We start from the raw sequence: 19,825 nt of genomic DNA, 5'->3' as shown, positions 1-19,825 counted from the left end.
TTATGTCTTCGGATGCTGATGCTCACAAAGTGGGCCTAATCCCCGTCACCTTAATGGTATCGGGGAATATTATGGGTTCAGGGGTATTCTTACTCCCTGCCAACCTGGCGGCCACTGGCGGGATTGCAATCTACGGATGGCTGGTCACTATCATCGGCGCCCTGGCGCTGTCGATGGTTTATGCCAAAATGTCGTCCTTAGATCCCAGTCCCGGCGGTTCTTATGCCTACGCACGCCGCTGCTTCGGGCCGTTTTTGGGCTATCAAACGAACGTGCTGTACTGGCTGGCATGCTGGATCGGTAATATCGCGATGGTCGTTATCGGCGTCGGCTATCTGAGCTATTTCTTCCCGATTCTGAAAGATCCGCTGGTATTAACGCTTACCTGCGTCGCGGTGCTGTGGATTTTTGTTCTGCTGAACATCGTCGGGCCGAAAATGATTACCCGCGTACAGGCCGTCGCCACCGTACTGGCGCTGGTGCCTATCGTAGGGATTGCGGTCTTCGGCTGGTTCTGGTTTAAAGGCGAAACCTATATGGCGGCCTGGAACGTGAGCGGCATGAATACCTTCGGCGCGATTCAAAGCACGTTGAACGTTACGCTGTGGTCATTCATCGGGGTAGAAAGCGCCTCCGTTGCGGCCGGTGTGGTCAAAAACCCGAAACGCAATGTGCCTATCGCCACCATCGGCGGGGTACTGATCGCCGCCGTCTGCTATGTGCTCTCCACAACGGCGATTATGGGGATGATCCCCAACGCGGCGCTGCGCGTGTCGGCATCGCCTTTCGGTGACGCGGCGCGTATGGCGCTGGGCGATACCGCAGGGGCTATTGTTTCCTTCTGTGCGGCAGCGGGTTGCCTGGGCTCTCTCGGCGGCTGGACGCTGCTTGCCGGTCAAACCGCAAAAGCGGCGGCGGACGATGGTCTCTTCCCGCCGATCTTCGCGCGGGTTAATAAAGCCGGTACGCCAGTGGCTGGGTTGCTTATCGTCGGCGTGCTGATGACTATCTTCCAGTTCAGCAGTATGTCGCCGAACGCCGCGAAAGAGTTTGGTCTGGTCTCCTCCGTGTCGGTTATCTTCACCCTGGTGCCTTATCTTTACACCTGTGCCGCGCTGTTGCTGTTAGGCCACGGTCACTTTGGTAAAGCGCGCCCGCTGTATCTGCTGATTACCTTCGTCGCGTTTGTGTATTGCATCTGGGCGGTCATCGGTTCCGGCGCCAAAGAAGTGATGTGGTCGTTCGTCACGTTGATGGTGATCACCGCGCTGTATGCGTTGAATTACAACCGTATTCACAAAAACCCGTATCCGCTGGATGCGCCGGTTAAACAGGATTGACCACGTGTAGTTAATGTTATCGCAACAGGCCGGATAGCGCAGGTTATCCGGCCGCCACCAACATTAAGTTCTTAAGGTTCACTTAATTTTACTTTGTCACGATTAGCGTCACCGAATCGATGGACGCATCAACATGTTAAAGCGCTTTCTTAAAAGACCTGTTCTTGGGCAAATCGCCTGGCTTCTGCTTTTTTCCTTTTATATTGCCGTCTGCCTGAACATTGCGTTCTACAAGCAGGTACTACAAGACCTACCGTTAAACTCGCTGCGCAATGTACTGGTGTTTATTTCCATGCCGGTCGTCGCGTTTAGCGTGGTCAATAGTGTGCTGACGCTGGCCTCATTTATTTGGCTAAACCGACCGCTGGCCTGCGTTTTTATTCTGGTCGGCGCTGCCGCGCAGTATTTTATTTTGACTTACGGCATCATCATCGATCGTTCCATGATCGCCAATATGATGGATACCACGCCCGCGGAAACCTTTGCGCTGATGACGCCGCAAATGGTGCTGACGCTGGGATTAAGCGGCGTTCTGGCAGCCGTGATTGCCTTCTGGGTCAAAATCCGTCCGGCGACGCCGCGCTTACGTAGCGGGCTTTACCGCCTGGTCAGCGTCCTGATCTCTATTTTATTAGTTATTCTGGTCGCCGCCTTTTTCTATAAAGATTACGCCTCGCTATTTCGAAATAATAAACAGTTGATCAAAGCGTTAAGCCCATCGAACAGTATTGTCGCCAGTTGGTCATGGTATTCGCATCAACGGCTGGCGAATTTGCCGCTGGTACGCATTGGCGAGGATGCCCATCGCAATCCATTAATGCTGAAAAGCGATCGCAAAAACCTGACGATTCTCATCGTTGGCGAAACCTCGCGCGGCGATGATTTCTCTCTTGGCGGCTATCCGCGCGACACCAATCCGCGGCTGGCGAAAGACGATGTGATCTATTTCCCGCATACCACCTCTTGCGGTACGACGACCGCGATCTCCGTTCCCTGCATGTTTTCTGATATGCCGCGCAAACATTATGACGAAGAGCTGGCGCATCACCAGGAAGGGCTGCTGGATATTATCCAGCGCGCGGGGATTAACGTACTGTGGAATGATAATGACGGCGGCTGTAAAGGCGCATGCGATCGCGTTCCGCATCAAAATGTCACCGAGCTAAACCTGCCCGGACAATGTATCGACGGCGAGTGCTACGATGAAGTGTTATTTCACGGTCTGGAAGACTATATCGACCATTTGAAAGGCGATGGCGTTATTGTATTACATACCATCGGCAGCCACGGCCCAACCTATTACAACCGTTATCCACCGCAGTTTAAAAAATTTACCCCAACCTGTGACACTAACGAAATTCAGAACTGTTCCCAACAGCAGTTGATCAACACCTATGATAATACCGTGCTGTACGTGGACTATATTGTAGATAAAGCCATTAACCTGCTGAAATCTCATCAGGATAAATTCACCACCAGCCTGGTCTATCTTTCCGATCACGGCGAATCATTGGGTGAAAATGGCGTTTATTTACACGGTCTGCCGTATTCCATTGCGCCGGATACGCAAAAACATGTCCCGATGCTCATTTGGCTTTCTAAAGATTATCAACAGCGTTATCAGGTGGATCAGGCCTGCCTGCAAAAACGGGCGAGCACGCTGGATTATTCACAGGACAATCTTTTCTCAACCATGCTGGGATTAACCGGCGTACAAACGACGTATTACCAGGCCGCAGATGATATTCTGCAACCGTGCAGGAGACTAAGCGAATGAAGATACTGATTGTTGAAGACGACACGCTATTATTACAGGGGTTAATACTCGCCGCGCAAACCGAAGGCTATGCGTGTGATGGCGTTTCGACAGCGCGTGCCGCCGAGCATAGTCTGGAGTCTGGTCATTACAGTCTGATGGTGCTGGATTTAGGGCTGCCCGATGAGGATGGCCTGCATTTCCTGACGCGAATCCGACAGAAAAAATATACCCTGCCGGTACTCATTCTGACCGCCCGCGATACGCTCAATGACCGCATTACCGGGCTGGATGTCGGCGCAGATGATTATCTGGTTAAACCCTTCGCCCTGGAGGAGTTGCACGCCCGCATCCGCGCGCTGCTGCGCCGCCATAATAACCAGGGTGAAAGTGAACTGACGGTTGGCAATCTGACGCTCAATATAGGCCGTCATCAGGCATGGAGGGATGGACAGGAACTGACCCTGACGCCTAAGGAGTACGCGTTGCTCTCACGGTTGATGCTCAAGGCAGGCAGTCCGGTGCACCGGGAAATTCTTTATAACGATATCTACAACTGGGATAACGAACCCTCGACCAACACTCTGGAAGTGCATATACATAATTTGCGCGACAAAGTCGGCAAGTCGCGCATTCGCACGGTTCGCGGGTTTGGCTACATGCTGGTTGCCACTGAGGAAAGCTAAGTGAGCCTGATGCGTTTTCAGCGAAGAGCGATGACCCTTCGCCAGCGTTTAATGCTGACAATTGGTCTTATTCTGCTGGTGTTCCAGTTAATCAGTACCTTCTGGTTATGGCATGAAAGCACTGAGCAAATCCAATTGTTCGAGCAGGCGCTGCGGGATAATCGCAACAACGATCGCCATATCATGCACGAAATTCGCGAGGCGGTCGCCAGCCTGATCGTCCCCGGCGTATTTATGGTTAGCCTGACGCTGCTAATTTGTTACCAGGCGGTACGGCGTATTACCCGTCCGCTCGCCGAACTGCAAAAAGAGCTGGAAGCGCGGACGGCGGATAATCTGGCGCCGATCGCCATTCACAGCTCCACGCTTGAGATTGAGTCCGTCGTCTCGGCGATCAATCAACTGGTTACGCGTTTGACCACCACGCTCGACAATGAACGCCTTTTTACCGCCGATGTGGCCCATGAGCTACGCACGCCGCTGTCGGGGGTGCGTTTGCATCTGGAATTATTGTCAAAAACCCACAATGTTGATGTCGCGCCGCTTATCGCCCGTCTTGACCAGATGATGGATAGCGTCTCCCAGCTTCTGCAACTGGCGCGCGTGGGCCAGTCATTCTCTTCCGGGAATTATCAGGAAGTAAAACTGCTGGAAGATGTGATCCTCCCCTCCTACGATGAGCTGAACACCATGCTGGAAACGCGCCAGCAAACTCTGTTGCTGCCGGAAAGTGCGGCGGACGTGGTAGTGCGCGGTGACGCGACGTTACTGCGTATGCTGCTGCGAAATCTGGTGGAAAACGCGCATCGCTATAGCCCTGAAGGAACCCATATCACTATCCACATTAGCGCCGACCCCGACGCTATTATGGCGGTCGAAGACGAGGGGCCGGGTATTGATGAAAGCAAATGCGGGAAGCTAAGCGAAGCGTTCGTGCGGATGGACAGCCGTTATGGCGGAATTGGCCTGGGGCTGAGTATCGTCAGCCGCATCACCCAGCTACATCAGGGACAGTTTTTCCTGCAAAACCGTACGGAAAGAACAGGCACCCGTGCCTGGGTGCTGTTGAAAAAGGCATAACAGGCGTTTAATACGTCGTGACCCACACATAGATAAAACTGCTGACAATCAGCACACTACACAGGGTCGTCAAACTTTTATAAATATAGCTTTTCATGACGCTCTCCTCCAAAGGTATGGAGGAGAGTATGCCCGCGAGAGATTAAGCGAACCTTAAGCGCGAAATTTATTCATCGATACGCGGATGTTGCTGTACCAGACGCGAACGTTTGACCTGCAGCTCCGCAATTTCCTGATCGATGTCGTCGATTTTCTGCTCAATATTATCGTAATGCTCGCCCAGAATTTCCTTCGCTTCCTGGATGTCCGACGCCGCTGGCGTTGCGCCTTTTAACGGACGATTGGCCGTCTCTTTCATGGAAATACCGGTAATCAAGCCTATCACCGCGATGACCATCAAATAATACGCCGGCATCATCAGATCCTGCGAGCTTTCCACCAGCCAGGCCGCCAGCGTTGGCGTCAGACCGGCAATCAATACAGAGATATTAAAAGCCGCCGCCAGCGCGCTGTAACGAATATGCGTCGGAAACATCGCCGGCAATGTCGAGGCCATCACCCCGGTAAAGCAGTTCAGAATCACCGCCAGCATCAACAAACCGGCAAAAATCAGGCCAATAACGTTACTGTTAATCAGGATGAAGGCCGGGATCGCCAGCGCGAACAGCGCAATGCTGCCCATAATCACAAATGGACGTCGACCGAAACGGTCGCTCAGCAGCCCCATCACCGGCTGCACAAACAGCATCCCGATCATAATGGCGATGATAATCAACACGCAGTGATCTTCAGAATAGTGCAGGTTATGCGACAGGTAGCTCGGCATGTAGGTGAGCAGCATGTAGTAGGTCACGTTGGTGGCAATCACCAGACCGATACATGACAACAGGCTACGCCAGTGTTTGGTGGCAATCTCTTTAAAGGAGACTTTCGGCCCATCCTGCAACCCTTCGCGGTCGCCCTGCTCCAGTTTATCCACGTGCTGCTGAAACGCTGGCGTCTCCTCCAGCGCATGGCGTAAGTAGAGACCAATAATCCCCAATGGCAGGGCGATAAAGAACGGAATACGCCAGCCCCACTCAAGGAAATTCTCCTCGCCGACAATCGTCGAGATCAAGACCACCACGCCCGCGCCCAGCACGAACCCGGCGATGGAACCAAAATCCAGCCAGCTTCCCATAAATCCGCGTTTACGATCCGGCGAATATTCCGCGACAAAGATCGACGCGCCGGTATATTCCCCGCCAACCGAGAAGCCCTGCGCCATTTTACACAGCAACAACAGTATTGGCGCCCAGATACCGATCGTCGCGTAAGAGGGGATTAACCCGATACAGAAGGTACTGATCGACATAATCACAATCGTGATCGCCAGGATCTTCTGGCGCCCGTATTTATCGCCGAGCATACCAAAGAATAACCCGCCGAGCGGACGAATCAGGAAGGGAACGGAAAACGTGGCCAGCGCGGCAATCATTTGAACGCTGGGATCGGCGCCGGGGAAAAAGACTTTACCCAACGCGTAGGCAACAAATCCATAAACACCAAAATCAAACCACTCCATCGCGTTGCCCAGCGAGGCGGCGGTAATCGCTTTGCGAAGTTTACCGTCATCAATGATGGTCACATCGCCCAGTGTAATCGGTTTTATTTTTTTCCTTTTCAGCATAGCTGTCCTCATAGGCTAAGCCCTGTAGCGCTATATACGGCGGGCACTGGCATACCGCGCCAGCGTCGCCGTCGAGCGGAGGGAGGGGCGCGAACGCTATCCCTCATACAAGCGTAGCAGGTTTACTTACACTGTCCGGTTACGGACTGTACAACCGAACCTGTTGACGCCTGAATGGGCAGTTAATGACCTTTTTACCCTAACAGGGTTTAAATATGTGATCAACTTCACACATATATGTCAATTCGGTCAAAAGGTGTAAACAAGGACGCCCTAATGCGCTGTGGTGACAGTAAAAAAGCGGTTATTCGAGTGTAAACCATTGCTGACTGGCGTGGCGCAGACCCTTTTATAAAAGCGGCAATAGTCCCGACAACGCTAAGGATTTTGTGTATAATTGCGGCCTTTTTCGGCGATCTGCCATTTTTGGGCGCGTTTGCCCCCGCTGACTTTTTGAGGATACCAACATGTCATTACCCCACTGCCCGCAATGTAACTCCGAATATACCTACGAAGATAACGGCATGTTCATCTGCCCGGAATGCGCTCACGAATGGAACGATGCGGAACCCGCTCAGGAGAGCGATGAGCTGATTGTCAAAGACGCCAACGGCAACCTGCTGGCAGAAGGCGATAGCGTCACCATCGTGAAAGATCTGAAAGTAAAAGGCAGCTCTTCCATGCTGAAAATCGGCACCAAAGTGAAGAACATTCGTCTGGTTGAAGGCGACCATAACATCGACTGCAAAATCGATGGTTTTGGCCCGATGAAACTGAAATCAGAGTTCGTGAAAAAGAACTGATTTACCGCGTCATTGCCCGGTAGCGCCTTGCTTACCGGGCCTGAGCGGCCCTGCCACCGACAATATTGTGCCAATTTCGAACTACACTTAACGAGCATCTCTTACCTGAGGTAACCATCATGCCGTTAAGTCCCTATCTCTCTTTTGCCGGCAACTGTGCCGACGCCATCGCGTATTATCAACAAACGTTAGGCGCAGAACTGCTTTATAAACTCAGCTTCGGTGAAATGCCCCCCTCGGCGGCGGATAACGAAGAGGGCTGCCCGTCAGGAATGCGCTTTCCCGATACTGCTATCGCCCACGCCAACATGCGTATTGCCGGCAGCGATATCATGATGAGTGATGCCAGCCCGTCGGGAACGGCGCATTATTCCGGCTTTACGCTGGTGCTTGATACCCAGGATGTAGCAGAAGGGAAGCGCTGGTTTGATAACCTTGCCGCACAAGGGCAAATCGAAATGGACTGGCAGGAGACCTTCTGGGCGCAGGGTTTCGGCAAGGTCAGCGATCGTTTCGGTGTGCCGTGGATGATTAACGTGGTTAAACATCAGCCTGCCACCTAACTCCCCGGGAGGCTCGCCCTCCCCCTTGCCATCAGAGTGATCTTTGGCTGCACGTTATCCGCCGTTTAACTGCCATAGAATAAATAATGACGGTAGTTTGCTACAGTCTGTCGAAAGATGGTTGATCCTGATGAAGCGTCGGGAGGACATTATGCCAGTCTGTGAATTACGCCACGCGACAACAGAGGATACCGATTCTGTTTACGCGCTTATCTGTGAGTTACTTAAAAATGAGCTTGATTATCAGGCTTTCAGGGATGGGTTCGCCGCTAATTTACTGGACCCCAACTTTCATTATCGTTTAGCGCTGCGTAACGGAGAGGTAGTCGGCATGATCAGCCTGCATATGCAGTTTCATCTCCATCATGCCAACTGGATTGGCGAAATTCAGGAGCTGGTGGTATTACCGCCGATGCGGGGACAAAAAATTGGCAGTCAGCTTCTGGCCTGGGCAGAAGAAGAAGCACGTCAGGCGGGCGCCGAGCTAACGGAGCTTTCCACAAATATTAAACGCCGCGATGCACACCGTTTTTATCTTCGCGAAGGTTACAAGCAAAGTCATTTCCGGTTTACCAAAGCATTGTGATCTGGCAGCCGTCATCAGGAGATAAGGCATAACGTAATCAGCCGTCACCGGGTGAAGTAGCGGAGCCATCTCAATTCTACTGTCGGCAAGCCTGGATAAAGGTTAAACGGGCTGACTCGCTTCTTTAGCAAAAATGGCCCTTTTAAGTTGTAGAAATGTAAATTTATTGTCAACGAACTACACTTTTCTCTTTGGCATCACCGGGAGGGTTGCCTGAAAATCCCGGGATGAGGTTTTCTTAGAAGGACAGTGACGTTATGTTCGCAGCAATCATTATCGGTATTTTTATTATCAGCGTCATTTATGCGCATTCACGCGGTGTGGAAAAACAAAAACTTTCCCGTCAACTCTTTGACCACTCGACGTTTATGGCGCCGATCAATATGTTCATGACTCGCTTCTCAACGTTACCGGCAAAGCAGCCGTACTTTGATACCACGGCATTTCCAGAGCTGCAGAAGCTGACGGAAAACTGGCAGGTGATTCGTGAAGAGGCGCTACGGCTTCAGCATCACATAAAAGCCGCGCAGGCCAATAACGACGCCGGATTCAACACCTTTTTCAAGCGCGGCTGGAAACGGTTTTACCTTAAATGGTATTCCGATGCCCACCCGTCGGCGGAAACGTTATGCCCGATAACGACAAAGCTGGTCAACAGCATCCCCTCTATTAAAGCGGCGATGTTCGCCGAGTTGCCTCCCGGGGCCTATCTGGGAAAACATCGCGACCCCTATGCCGGTTCAGTACGTTACCATCTTGGATTAAGCACACCGAATGACGACCGCTGTTTTATTGAAGTTGATCGACAGCGCCATAGCTGGCGCGACGGCAAAGCCGTCATCTTCGACGAAACCTACGTTCATTGGGCGGAAAATAAAACTGAACAGACGCGTATTATCCTCTTTTGCGATATTGAGCGCCCAATGAAATGGCGCTGGGCGCAGAGCGTAAACCACTGGGTCGGCGCATCGTTGATGTCCGCCGCCAGTTCGCCAAACGACGAGAACGATCGCACCGGTGCGATTAATCGCATCTTTAAATACGTTCACGCAGCACGCGATGCCGGGCAACGTCTGAAAAAGAAAAACCGCACTCTCTATTACGCCCTGAAATATCTCGTTATTGCTGCTATTTTTGCCGCGATAATCCTTTTCAGCCTCCTCTGAAGCCGGGCCGCGGTATGGAACTGCCTGCCGCGGCCTGTTCTATCCTGGCGTTAGTCTCAAAGCGTTCCCTGGCCTTGAGTCTATCCATCCGGATAATTTCCACTTCAGGCAGAGCAGATTGCCGGATAGCGGCTCCGCCTTATCTGGCCTGCGCTCCGCGTTTCTCCCCATAATAAATGTCATGCGGTATTTTCTTTCGACACGTCAAAACTGACGATAGCCTGTTTTTCGTCAGGGTTTTGAGCAAAATTCGCCCGTAATATCAGGGAAAGCCCATACTAAAAAAGTGGCATAAAACATGCATACTGAGGGCGACAGCGCGTATGCGCGATTTGATTAACTGGAGCGAAACCGATGAAAAAAGTCGTCACGGTTTGCCCGTATTGCGCATCAGGTTGCAAAATCAATCTGGTGGTCGATAACGGCAAAATCGTCCGGGCTGAGGCGGCGCAGGGGAAAACCAACCAGGGTACCCTGTGTCTGAAGGGCTACTACGGCTGGGATTTTATTAATGATACCCAGATCCTGACCCCGCGCCTGAAAACCCCAATGATCCGTCGCCAGCGTGGCGGCAAACTGGAATCTGTTTCCTGGGATGAAGCGCTCAATTACGTCGCTGAACGTTTGAGCGCCATCAAAGCGAAGTACGGTCCGGATGCAATCCAGACAACCGGCTCCTCTCGCGGTACCGGAAATGAAACCAACTATGTAATGCAAAAATTCGCACGCGCCGTTATTGGTACCAATAACGTTGACTGCTGCGCTCGCGTCTGACACGGCCCATCGGTTGCAGGTCTGCACCAATCGGTCGGTAACGGCGCAATGAGTAATGCGATTAACGAAATTGATAACACTGATTTAGTGTTCGTCTTCGGGTATAACCCGGCGGATTCCCACCCTATCGTGGCGAATCATGTAATTAACGCTAAACGCAACGGGGCGAAAATTATCGTCTGCGATCCGCGCAAAATTGAAACCGCGCGCATCGCTGACATGCATATCGCGTTGAAAAACGGCTCGAATATCGCGCTGCTCAACGCCATGGGGCATGTCATTATTGAAGAAAACCTGTACGACAAAGCGTTTGTCGCCAGCCGTACCGGAGGTTTTGAAGAGTACAGTAAGATTGTCGAAGGCTATACGCCGGAGTCCGTCGAAGAGATCACTGGCGTGAGCGCACAGGAAATTCGTCAGGCGGCGCGGATGTATGCCAGCGCGAAAAGCGCAGCGATCTTGTGGGGTATGGGCGTCACGCAGTTCTATCAGGGTGTGGAAACCGTGCGTTCACTGACCAGCCTCGCGATGCTGACCGGCAACCTCGGCAAGCCAAGCGCGGGCGTTAACCCGGTTCGCGGCCAGAACAACGTTCAGGGCGCGTGCGATATGGGCGCGCTCCCGGATACTTATCCGGGCTACCAGTACGTTAAGTTCCCGGAAAACCGCGAGAAGTTCGCTAAAGCCTGGGGCGTAGAAAGTCTGCCTGCGCATACCGGCTATCGCATCAGCGAGCTGCCGCACCGTGCGGCGCATGGCGAAGTGCGCGCGGCGTACATTATGGGTGAAGATCCGCTGCAAACCGATGCGGAACTCTCTGCAGTACGTAAAGCGTTTGAGGATCTGGAACTGGTCATCGTGCAGGATATCTTCATGACCAAAACCGCGTCGGCGGCGGATGTGATTTTACCCTCCACCTCCTGGGGCGAGCATGAAGGCGTCTTCTCTGCGGCTGACCGTGGCTTCCAGCGCTTCTTTAAAGCCGTTGAACCGAAGTGGGACCTGAAAACCGACTGGCAGATTATCAGTGAAATCGCCACCCGGATGGGCTATCCGATGCACTACAACAATACCCAGGAAATCTGGGATGAGTTGCGTCATCTGTGCCCGGATTTCTACGGCGCCACTTACGAGAAGATGGGCGAACTGGGCTGGCCATGCCGCGACACGTCGGATGCCGATCAGGGAACCTCGTACCTCTTTAAAGAGAAGTTCGATACCCCCAACGGTCTGGCGCAGTTCTTCACCTGCGACTGGGTAGCGCCTATCGATAAACTCACCGAAGAGTACCCGATGGTACTGTCGACGGTGCGCGAAGTCGGCCACTACTCCTGCCGCTCAATGACCGGTAACTGTGCGGCGCTGGCCGCGCTGGCCGATGAACCGGGCTATGCGCAAATCAATACCGCCGACGCCGCGCGTCTGGGCATTGAAGATGAAGCGCTGGTGTGGGTTCATTCGCGCAAAGGCAAAATCATCACCCGCACGCAGGTCAGCGATCGCCCAAACAAAGGGGCGATTTACATGACCTACCAGTGGTGGATTGGCGCCTGTAACGAGCTGGTGACTGAAAACCTCAGCCCGATTACCAAAACGCCGGAGTACAAATACTGCGCCGTACGCGTTGAGCCGATCGCCGATCAGCGAGCCGCCGAGCAGTATGTGATTGATGAGTACAACAAGCTGAAAACCCGCCTGCGCGAAAGCGCAATGGGTTGATCTGCCGGATGGCGGCATCAGAATGCTTTATTCGGCCTGCGTCTACTGTAGGCCTGATTAGATGCATTAGCATCGCCATCAGGCATTTTCCCTATAACAGCCTCCGCCCGGAGGCTGTTTTTTTATCCATACGATCTCTTTATACTGTCTTTTCCGTACCCTAAATAAAATTCAAAATGAAACTACTTCTTGCATTGATGTTGTTTATGACATTCTTTGCCCATGCCGCAGATCCTGAGCCGGGTAGCCAGTATTTGCAGGCAGCAGAGGCAGGTGACAGACGCGCACAATATTTTCTGGCCGACAGTTGGTTGAGCTATGGCGATTTGAACAAAGCTGAATACTGGGCGCAAAAAGCCGCCGACAGTGGCGACGCCGACGCCTGCGCGCTACTGGCGCAAATCAAAATCACTAATCCGGTAAGCCTGGATTATCCCGACGCGAAAAAGCTGGCTGAAAAGGCGGCTAACGCGGGCAGTAAAGCGGGCGAAATTACGCTGGCGCGGATCCTGATCAACACCCAGGCCGGGCGTCCGGACTACCCAAAAGCCATCTCGCTGCTGCAAAAGGCCTCTGAAGATCTGGATAACGACTCCGCGGTGGATGCGCAAATGTTGCTTGGCCTGATTTACGCCAACGGCGTGGGCATTGCCGCCGATGATGAAAAAGCCGCCTGGTATTTCAAACGCAGTTCCGCCATTTCCCGTACCGGCTATTCAGAATACTGGGCGGGAATGATGTTTTTAAACGGAGAACCGGGCTTTATTGAAAAGAACAAGCAGAAGGCGTTGCACTGGTTGAATCTAAGCTGTCTGGAAGGGTTTGATACCGGTTGCGAAGAGTTCGAAACGCTAACAAATGGCTGATGTTTATTGCCGGATGAACGTAGTCGTTGTAGGCCGGATAAGCAAAGCGCCATCCGGCAATCCGTTATTGGGCGGTCTTATCAAATTTGCCCAGCACGTCGCGCTCGTAGGCCAGCGCTTTTTTGCGGTCAAACTTGTGTTCCCACTTGGCGATCACCAGCACCGCCAGCGCATTCCCCACCACATTTAGCGCAGTACGCGCCATGTCGAGGATACGGTCGACACCGGCGATAAACGCCAGCCCTTCCAGCGGAATGCCCACGCTGCCCAGCGTCGCCAGTAACACCACGAAGGAAACGCCAGGCACGCCGGCAATCCCTTTCGACGTCACCATCAGCGTCAGCACCAGTACAATTTCCTGCCACAGCGACAGGTCGATACCGTATAGCTGCGCGATAAAAATGGCGGCGATGCTCTGGTATAACGTGGAGCCGTCGAGGTTAAATGAGTAACCGGTCGGTACCACGAAACTGGTGATAGAGGCTGGTGCGCCGTAAGCTTCCATCTTCTCGATAATGCGCGGCAGCACGCTCTCGGAGCTGGCGGTCGAGTACGCCAGAATCAATTCATCTTTCAGAATGCGAATCAGAATCCAGATACTTAACCCGCACAGGCGCGCCACGATACCCAGCACCACCAGCGCAAAGAAGATAATGGCAAAGTGTACCAGCAGCACCAGTTTCGCCAGCGGCCACAGCGACGCGAAACCAAAATTCGCTACCGTGACGGCGATCAGCGCAAAAACGCCCACTGGCGCATAGCGCATCACCATATGGGTGACTTTAAACATGGTTTCAGAGATGGAACGAAATACCGTCACCAGCGGTTCGCGGTGCGTTGCCGGCAGGGACGACAACCCCAGCCCAAACAGGACCGAGAAAAAGATAATTGGCAGCATATCCCCTTTGGCCATCGATGCGATGATATTGGTCGGCACCAGCGACAGTATCGTCCCCATCAGCCCATGCACATGACTTTGTACTTCCGCCGTGGTGTTCTGGTATTTCGAAATATCGACGGTCGCCAGTTGCGACATATCAATGCCTGAGCCTGGCTGAAAGACATTCGCCAGCGTAATGCCGAGGATAATCGCCACCGTGGTGATCAGTTCAAAATAGAGAATGGTTTTGGCGCCGATACGGCCTAGCTGTTTCGCATCGCCAACGCCGGCGATGCCGACAATCAGAGTCGAGATCACGATCGGCACGACGATCATTTTAATCAGATGGATAAAGATATCGCCAGCAGGCGACAGCAGGTTGGCAATCAGCCATTCACGACTGTCACTGTGATAATGCAGATAGCTGCCCAACAGAATGCCCAGCACCATAGCCAGCAAAATTTGCCAGGCCAGGCTGACTTTCAAATTTTTCATAACAACAGACTTCCTCGATGAAGCGTTGCTCTCCGCCGAAAGCATGAGAGCAATACATACTGAAAGGGTATGATTTGTGTTGCGTTGGTTTGTAGAGTTTTTTAACGCGCATAATCAGTATCATTTGCATAGCGTCTTGCGCAACCCTTTCATAACAGGGCTTTTGGCTGTTTTTATGCATAATAACGCGAGTTTATGGCGTTAATGATGAATAACTATTTGTTATGGAAAGTTTTTTACTTCGTCAAAAACGAATAATACACTGAGGTAATTAATTTTTACTTGTGTCTCATTCGCCGTTTTTTTAAACAGCACACATGACAAAAGTCACAAAAAAGAAAAAATTATTTCTGCCGATTTTGTAACAATTTAGCCAAATTAATTGCCTCTACCAGCTGCGCGCGGTTCACTCGCGGCGAGTTGGCATCCAGTAAGGTTTGCCACAGCGACACGGCTTGCGCATAATCCGCCTGCATAAACGCATCCGCCGCCAACAGCATCTGCGCGGTCACTTCTGTCGCATCCAGCGCTAACGCTTTATTAATCATTTCACGCGTCGCAGGCGTCATATGTTGCCCGGCCTGGTAATACAGCACCGTTGCCAGCGCGGCGAAAAGCTGCGCGTTATCGCCTCGCAGACGCAACGCCTGACGATATGCCAGCAGCGCATTGTCATACGCATTGCGATAGAGATAATACTCGCCCAGCCGCGCCCATTGCTCGCTATCCTGCGGATTGGCGCGGATTTTTTCTTGCAGCCTGGAAAGCTGCGCCTCTGGCGTTTGCGGGTTCGTAAAGTCACGTAGCGGATCGGCCAGACGCTGTTGCTCGCTACGCACAGCCTGCCATTTCGGCGTCAACAGATAGCCGCCGACACAGGCAGCCACCATCAACACCGCCGCAGCCGCCAGACGCTTTACGGGCATGGGACGTAACGGCACAGTGGAGTGTTCAGACTGGCTCATTGCTCCCCCCTCTCCTGCGTGCTGACGCTTTCTCACCCGCCAGGCCACCACGCCCACCAGCAATAACAGCAGGTACGGCAGCGCCCACAACAGCAGCGTTTGCTCATTCAACGGCGGGTTGTAGCGTACGAAATCACCATAACGGTCGGTCATCCAGGCGGTGATTTCCGCTTCGCTTTTACCTTCGGCCACCATGCTGTAAACCTGATGGCGCATACTGACCGCCACGGGCGCATTGGATTCCAGCAAATTCTGGTTCTGACACTGCGGACAGCGCAGTTGACTGGCAATAGATAGCGCTTTTTCCTGCTGTTGTGGATTGTCAAAGCGCCAGGTATCCACCACCTGGGCGTGGGTGGCGAAGGTGATTAAAAACAGGACGATCGTTAAGAGTAAAAACTTTCTGCCGGATGGCGCTACGCTTATCCGGCCTACGGTTTGCGCATCCTGTAGGCCGGATAAGGCGTTTACGCCGCCATCCGGCAACGCTGTGAGTAATTTACGCATCACGCTTCCTCCCCCGCCATCCGCTCAGCAGCGCTCCACACACCATCAACAATCCCCCACCCCAGATCCAGCGCACGCCGGTCTGCACGTATAAGCGCATGGCGTAACGATCCGGTCCGTTTTTTTCGCCCATCACCGCGTACCAGTCATGTAGCAGGTCCCAGTGAATCCCCGGCTCCATCATCTGTTGACGACGCGCGGCATAGAAGCGCCTTTCAGGCTGCAGGCTGCCAATGCGTTTTTCATTCCGCCACAACGTGATCCGCGCTTTTTCACTGGTGTAGTTGCCTTTGGCCTCCAGATCCAGACGCTCGAAACGAAAGGTATAGCCCGCCAGTACCACCTGCTGACCGGGGCTGAGGTTAAGGCTGATTTCATGCCGACTGCCGCTGGAAACCATGATCCCGGCGGCGAAGATAAATACGCCCGTATGCGCCAGCAATGCCGGAAGCTGACAACGCACAGAGACTTTGCGGCTTCTGATTGTCGCCAGCACGATAACTACCAGCATCAGCAGGCCAAACGGCAGCGTGACGCGATTAAAATAGGGCGCGCCCACCGAAAGCCTTCCCCAGCCCATCAAACCATAAATCATGGGGTAGAGCGTCCCGACCAGCACGATCAACAAGACGGCGCTAAAGAGCAGCAGCGTCGCCAGAATGAGCGTTTCGCACTTTCCGCCGCCCAAACGCGTCGCCGGATACGGCTCCCGCGCCCGCCAGCCGTACAACACAAGCGATGCCAGACTTAACGCGGCAAAAAGGGTAAACAGCGGCACCGCGCGCACGTTATCCAGCGCAAAGGCATGTACCGAAACAAGAATGCCGGAACGCACAATCAGCGTTCCCAGCAACGAGAGGATCAGCGTCAGTATCGCCAGCAGCAACGACCAGTGACGGAAGCTCCCGCGCTGGCGGCTGACATACAGACTGTGCAGCAACGCGCTGGCGGCAAGCCACGGCAACAACGAGGCATTTTCCACCGGGTCCCAGAACCACCAGCCGCCCCAGCCCAGTTCGCAATACGCCCACCACGATCCGAGAATGATCCCCAGCGTCAGAGCGCACCAGCCGGGTAACGCCCAGCGCCAGCAAACCCAGGCGGTTGCGGCGTTAAAGCCGCCGCACAGTAGCGAAGCCAGCGCTACGCTCGCCGCGGTCATCAGGCCGCCATAACCCAGATAGAGCAGCGGCGGATGTAAGATCAGCCCCAGATGTTGCAGCATGGGATTAAGGTCGCGCCCTTCCATGGCGGGAGGGAAAATACGCAGGAACGGATCGGACCACAGCACAATAAATAGCAGCAGCGAAGCCATAATGAGGGACAAGATGCTCAGGGTCAGCGGAAAAAGCGCGTCAGATTCATGCCGGGAGCGCCAGGCGAATAGCGCCGTCCACCCCGAAAGAAGCAGCGCCCACAGCAGGAGCGAGCCTTCATGACCGCCCCATACCGCCGCCAGTTTCAGTCCCCATGACAACTGACTATGGCTATGCTGCGCAACATAAACGACCGAAAAATCGCTGGTCAGAAAACAGCTAACCAGAATCGCAAACGCCAGTAGCAGCAGCGTGAACGCCGTCCACGCGCCGCAGGTCGTCAGGCGCATGACGCCGCGCCAGTGCAGCCCCATCCCGCACCACGTCGCCAGCGGGGTCAGCACGTTGACCCCGAGACTCAACAACAGCGCCAGAAATCCGGCTTCAGGAAGGAAGATGTCCAGATTATGCAACCGTTAGCTGTCCCGCATAAAGAATGAAAAAGCGCAGCAGCAGCACGCCGGTCAAACTGGCGCCGCAAACGGCCAGCACGCCGTGAAACGTGACGCTACGGTTTGCCCAGGGCTTCAGCAGCAGCGGGATAATCAATCCCAGCCCTACGACGCCAAGCCAGAACCACCAGCTCCAGAATCCGCCGCCCAGCGCCGCCGCCAGCGCGCGCATTTTGCCGTCATCGCCCAGCGCCAGCCCGATAAAAAAGGCCGCCAGCAGGAAGATCTCCAGCCATACCACTGGGGTTTCAATGCGATGTACAAAGCGCGCCTCGGTGCTGTGCGGGTTGCTACGATGGCGTAACGCCATAGCGATCAGCGCCACCGCCGCGCCGGAGGAGATGCCGGAGAACAGAAACAGCGCCGGCAGGATCGGGTTATTCAGGAACGGATAGGATTTCAGCGCCGACAGCAGAAAGCCGGTGTACGCTCCGAGCAGAACCGCCAGTACCAGCATTAACGTCTCCAGCGCGCGATGAAACGGCGTTATTAGCGCCAACACTTTTTGCACGATCCCTAACCGCGGCAGCCAACGCTGTTGCAGGGCAATCACCTCTTTTTCAAAGATTTTCGCCAGCCACAGCACCAGCACTACCATGTACAACTGGAACAGCATCACCCCCATCGACATCACCGAGGTAAAGCTGTAGTGGAACATCAGCTTCCAGAAGGTCCACGGGCGCGTCAGGTGGAAGACCAGAATCAGCAGACCGAAGATAATCGCCCCCGGCCCTAACACCAGCGTAGTGCGCAGCAGCGTGCTGTCCGAACCGCCCGCCTCCGGATGGAAGCGACGCAGCAGAATCGCCAACGTGACCAGTCCGGCGGAGATGCCAATCAGAAACAGATAGATGGCGATGGGCCAGTCCCACACCAGTGATGCAAAATGAAATGGAGAAGCGGATGTCATTGGCTCACCTCCCCATAGTTAAAGGGAACGCGGTAGACCTTCGGTTTTGTGCCCAGCGCCAGCTTGTAACGATAGGTGGTTTTTTGCCGCAACAAACGGGAGATATCGCTGTTGGGATCGTCCAGATTACCAAACGTCAGCGCCTTCGTTGGACATGACTCAACGCAGGCGGGCTGTTTGCCCGCTTTCAGGTTGATTTTCCGGCAGAAATCGCACTTATCCGCCGTCTTACTGACCGGATGGATAAAGCGCACGCGGTAGGGACACGCGGCAATGCAGTACTGACAGCCGACGCAAAGGTCCGGGTTCACGTCGACAATACCACTGGCGGCATCGCGGAATGATGCCCCCGTCGGGCAGACGTCAACGCAGGGGGCATGGTCGCAATGCTGGCACGAGTGGCGGAAGAAGCGATATTTCACATCAGGAAACGTCCCCTGCGGCTCGCTGCGAATAATCGTCAGGCGCGATACGCCTTCCGGCACGTTGTTGACTTCCCGACAGGCATCCATGCAGGCCGTGCAGCCGATGCATAATGACTCATCGTGTACCATGCCATAACGCACGCCATTAATATTCAACGTGTTCGCTACAACGCGTCCTGCCATCCCACTGACAGCCGCCAGCGCGCCGACGCGGGTAATAAATTGACGTCGGGTGCAACTCATGGCTGCTCCTTAAGCAACGGAACGGACGCCGGATTAAAGTGCGGGTTAGTACGCTGATCGCTGTGGCAATCCACGCATATTTTGATCCGCCCTTTCTCGCTTAGCGTCTGCATCGTGTCTTGCTGCGGATGCAGGGAATGGCAACTGGCGCAGGTCACTTTAGTAACATGAACATCGTGCGGCCAGAACGCTTTTTGCAGTTGTTCAGGCAAGTGGCAGGACATACAGACGCTGTTCTGCTGCTCTACCGTATACATCGGGTCGTTAAAACGCATCACATCTTTCACCCCTTCACGGTGGTGAAGCGACGGTTGACCGTGGCAGTTGGTACAGGTTATCGGCAATTTATTGTTCGGGTTGATAGCGCCCGTATGTTTACCGTGCATACCTTCGGTGTCCGGCTTGTGACAGTCCAGACAGGCAGCATCCGGATTACGCTGCTGGGTGACCGTCCAGCGTTGATCCGACTCCTGCGGCGTTGGCGTGGCAGTAATTCCACTCAGGCTCCAGAACAGGCCTGACGCCAGCACCCCAGCAGTTAATAACGAACGTAATACGCTCATATTCACTCCATTACATAATGCCTGATGGCGCGCAGCTTTAAGGCCTACAAGACTTCTGTAG

At 53.7% G+C, this 19,825-nt stretch carries 17 protein-coding genes and 1 pseudogene; 10 read left to right on the top strand and 8 right to left on the bottom strand.

The genetic code is table 11. The features are described from left to right. Positions 1-2: 2 nt before the first annotated feature. The 4 genes from adiC to pmrB all read left to right on the top strand — a co-directional run bounded on the left by adiC (position 3) and on the right by pmrB (position 4,862). Positions 3-1,340 (top strand): arginine/agmatine antiporter, encoded by a 1,338-nt coding sequence (adiC, locus tag ACQ29O_RS02700; RefSeq protein ID WP_000093130.1) that lies wholly within the window; start codon positions 3-5, stop codon positions 1,338-1,340. 133 nt (positions 1,341-1,473) lie between these two features. Next, complete coding sequence (eptA, locus tag ACQ29O_RS02695; protein ID WP_000919305.1) at positions 1,474-3,117, top strand: phosphoethanolamine transferase EptA; 1,644 nt, start codon at positions 1,474-1,476, stop codon at positions 3,115-3,117. Beyond that, a complete protein-coding gene (pmrA, locus tag ACQ29O_RS02690; protein ID WP_000697899.1) occupies positions 3,114-3,782 on the top strand; it encodes a two-component system response regulator PmrA in 669 nt (222 codons plus the stop codon). Before eptA ends, pmrA begins: the two co-directional genes overlap by 4 nt. Before the next feature lie 9 nt (positions 3,783-3,791). Then, positions 3,792-4,862 carry a two-component system sensor histidine kinase PmrB gene (pmrB, locus tag ACQ29O_RS02685; protein WP_001212189.1) on the top strand — a complete coding sequence of 357 codons (1,071 nt, stop codon included), beginning with the start codon at positions 3,792-3,794 and terminating at the stop codon, positions 4,860-4,862. 7 nt (positions 4,863-4,869) lie between these two features. Here the strand turns inward: pmrB and pmrR are convergent, their stop codons facing one another. Continuing rightward, entirely contained in the window at positions 4,870-4,959 is a 90-nt protein-coding gene (pmrR, locus tag ACQ29O_RS02680) for an LpxT activity modulator PmrR (RefSeq protein WP_000844399.1), read from the bottom strand. A 69-nt stretch (positions 4,960-5,028) separates the two neighbouring features. Beyond that, positions 5,029-6,531, bottom strand: coding sequence for a glycine betaine/L-proline transporter ProP (proP, locus tag ACQ29O_RS02675; protein ID WP_253336239.1), 1,503 nt, complete (start codon positions 6,529-6,531; stop codon positions 5,029-5,031). 467 nt (positions 6,532-6,998) lie between these two features. Between proP and ACQ29O_RS02670 the strand changes: the two genes are divergently transcribed. From ACQ29O_RS02670 to yjcO, 6 genes are all read left to right on the top strand, one after another. Then, positions 6,999-7,334 carry a zinc ribbon domain-containing protein YjdM gene (locus tag ACQ29O_RS02670; protein WP_000056484.1) on the top strand — a complete coding sequence of 112 codons (336 nt, stop codon included), beginning with the start codon at positions 6,999-7,001 and terminating at the stop codon, positions 7,332-7,334. A gap of 119 nt (positions 7,335-7,453) precedes the next feature. Continuing rightward, positions 7,454-7,897, top strand: a complete 444-nt coding sequence (yjdN, locus tag ACQ29O_RS02665) for a VOC family metalloprotein YjdN (RefSeq protein ID WP_001131305.1) — start codon at positions 7,454-7,456, stop codon at positions 7,895-7,897. A 151-nt stretch (positions 7,898-8,048) separates the two neighbouring features. After that, a complete protein-coding gene (gene phnO / locus ACQ29O_RS02660) occupies positions 8,049-8,483 on the top strand; it encodes an aminoalkylphosphonate N-acetyltransferase (protein ID WP_001576546.1) in 435 nt (144 codons plus the stop codon). 257 nt (positions 8,484-8,740) lie between these two features. Further along, the gene (lpxO, locus tag ACQ29O_RS02655; protein ID WP_000457031.1) at positions 8,741-9,649 is read left to right on the top strand and encodes a lipid A hydroxylase LpxO; all 909 of its coding nucleotides are present in this window, start codon (positions 8,741-8,743) and stop codon (positions 9,647-9,649) included. A 354-nt stretch (positions 9,650-10,003) separates the two neighbouring features. After that, the gene (gene fdhF, locus ACQ29O_RS02650; RefSeq protein WP_253336240.1) at positions 10,004-12,142 is read left to right on the top strand and encodes a formate dehydrogenase subunit alpha; all 2,139 of its coding nucleotides are present in this window, start codon (positions 10,004-10,006) and stop codon (positions 12,140-12,142) included. A gap of 176 nt (positions 12,143-12,318) precedes the next feature. Next, positions 12,319-13,008: a Sel1 family TPR-like repeat protein YjcO gene (gene yjcO, locus ACQ29O_RS02645; RefSeq protein WP_000771451.1), complete on the top strand. Its 690-nt coding sequence runs from the start codon at positions 12,319-12,321 to the stop codon at positions 13,006-13,008. Between the two features lie 64 nt (positions 13,009-13,072). Here the strand turns inward: yjcO and gltP are convergent, their stop codons facing one another. The 6 genes and pseudogenes from gltP to nrfB all read right to left on the bottom strand — a co-directional run bounded on the left by gltP (position 13,073) and on the right by nrfB (position 19,764). Next, the gene (gltP, locus tag ACQ29O_RS02640) at positions 13,073-14,383 is read right to left on the bottom strand and encodes a glutamate/aspartate:proton symporter GltP (protein ID WP_001746832.1); all 1,311 of its coding nucleotides are present in this window, start codon (positions 14,381-14,383) and stop codon (positions 13,073-13,075) included. A 344-nt stretch (positions 14,384-14,727) separates the two neighbouring features. Further along, positions 14,728-15,348: a heme lyase NrfEFG subunit NrfG gene (gene nrfG, locus ACQ29O_RS02635; RefSeq protein ID WP_000083243.1), complete on the bottom strand. Its 621-nt coding sequence runs from the start codon at positions 15,346-15,348 to the stop codon at positions 14,728-14,730. A gap of 6 nt (positions 15,349-15,354) precedes the next feature. Continuing rightward, a pseudogene (nrfF, locus tag ACQ29O_RS02630) lies at positions 15,355-17,584 on the bottom strand (heme lyase NrfEFG subunit NrfF); the annotation flags it as partial. Continuing rightward, positions 17,577-18,533 carry a cytochrome c nitrite reductase subunit NrfD gene (gene nrfD, locus ACQ29O_RS02625; protein WP_000199678.1) on the bottom strand — a complete coding sequence of 319 codons (957 nt, stop codon included), beginning with the start codon at positions 18,531-18,533 and terminating at the stop codon, positions 17,577-17,579. The gene nrfD and the pseudogene nrfF, both read right to left, overlap by 8 nt. Then, complete coding sequence (nrfC, locus tag ACQ29O_RS02620) at positions 18,530-19,201, bottom strand: cytochrome c nitrite reductase Fe-S protein (RefSeq protein ID WP_001278022.1); 672 nt, start codon at positions 19,199-19,201, stop codon at positions 18,530-18,532. The genes nrfD and nrfC overlap by 4 nt, the downstream gene beginning before the upstream one ends. Next, the gene (gene nrfB / locus ACQ29O_RS02615) at positions 19,198-19,764 is read right to left on the bottom strand and encodes a cytochrome c nitrite reductase pentaheme subunit (protein WP_000115065.1); all 567 of its coding nucleotides are present in this window, start codon (positions 19,762-19,764) and stop codon (positions 19,198-19,200) included. Before nrfB ends, nrfC begins: the two co-directional genes overlap by 4 nt. Positions 19,765-19,825 lie beyond the last annotated feature (61 nt).

The organism is Salmonella sp. GDC200615 (assembly GCF_050574145.1).
GTDB classification, from domain to species: domain Bacteria; phylum Pseudomonadota; class Gammaproteobacteria; order Enterobacterales; family Enterobacteriaceae; genus Salmonella; species Salmonella enterica.
The sequence above is the reverse complement of the archived record's forward strand: the minus strand, read 5'-3'. Positions and strand labels throughout refer to the sequence as shown.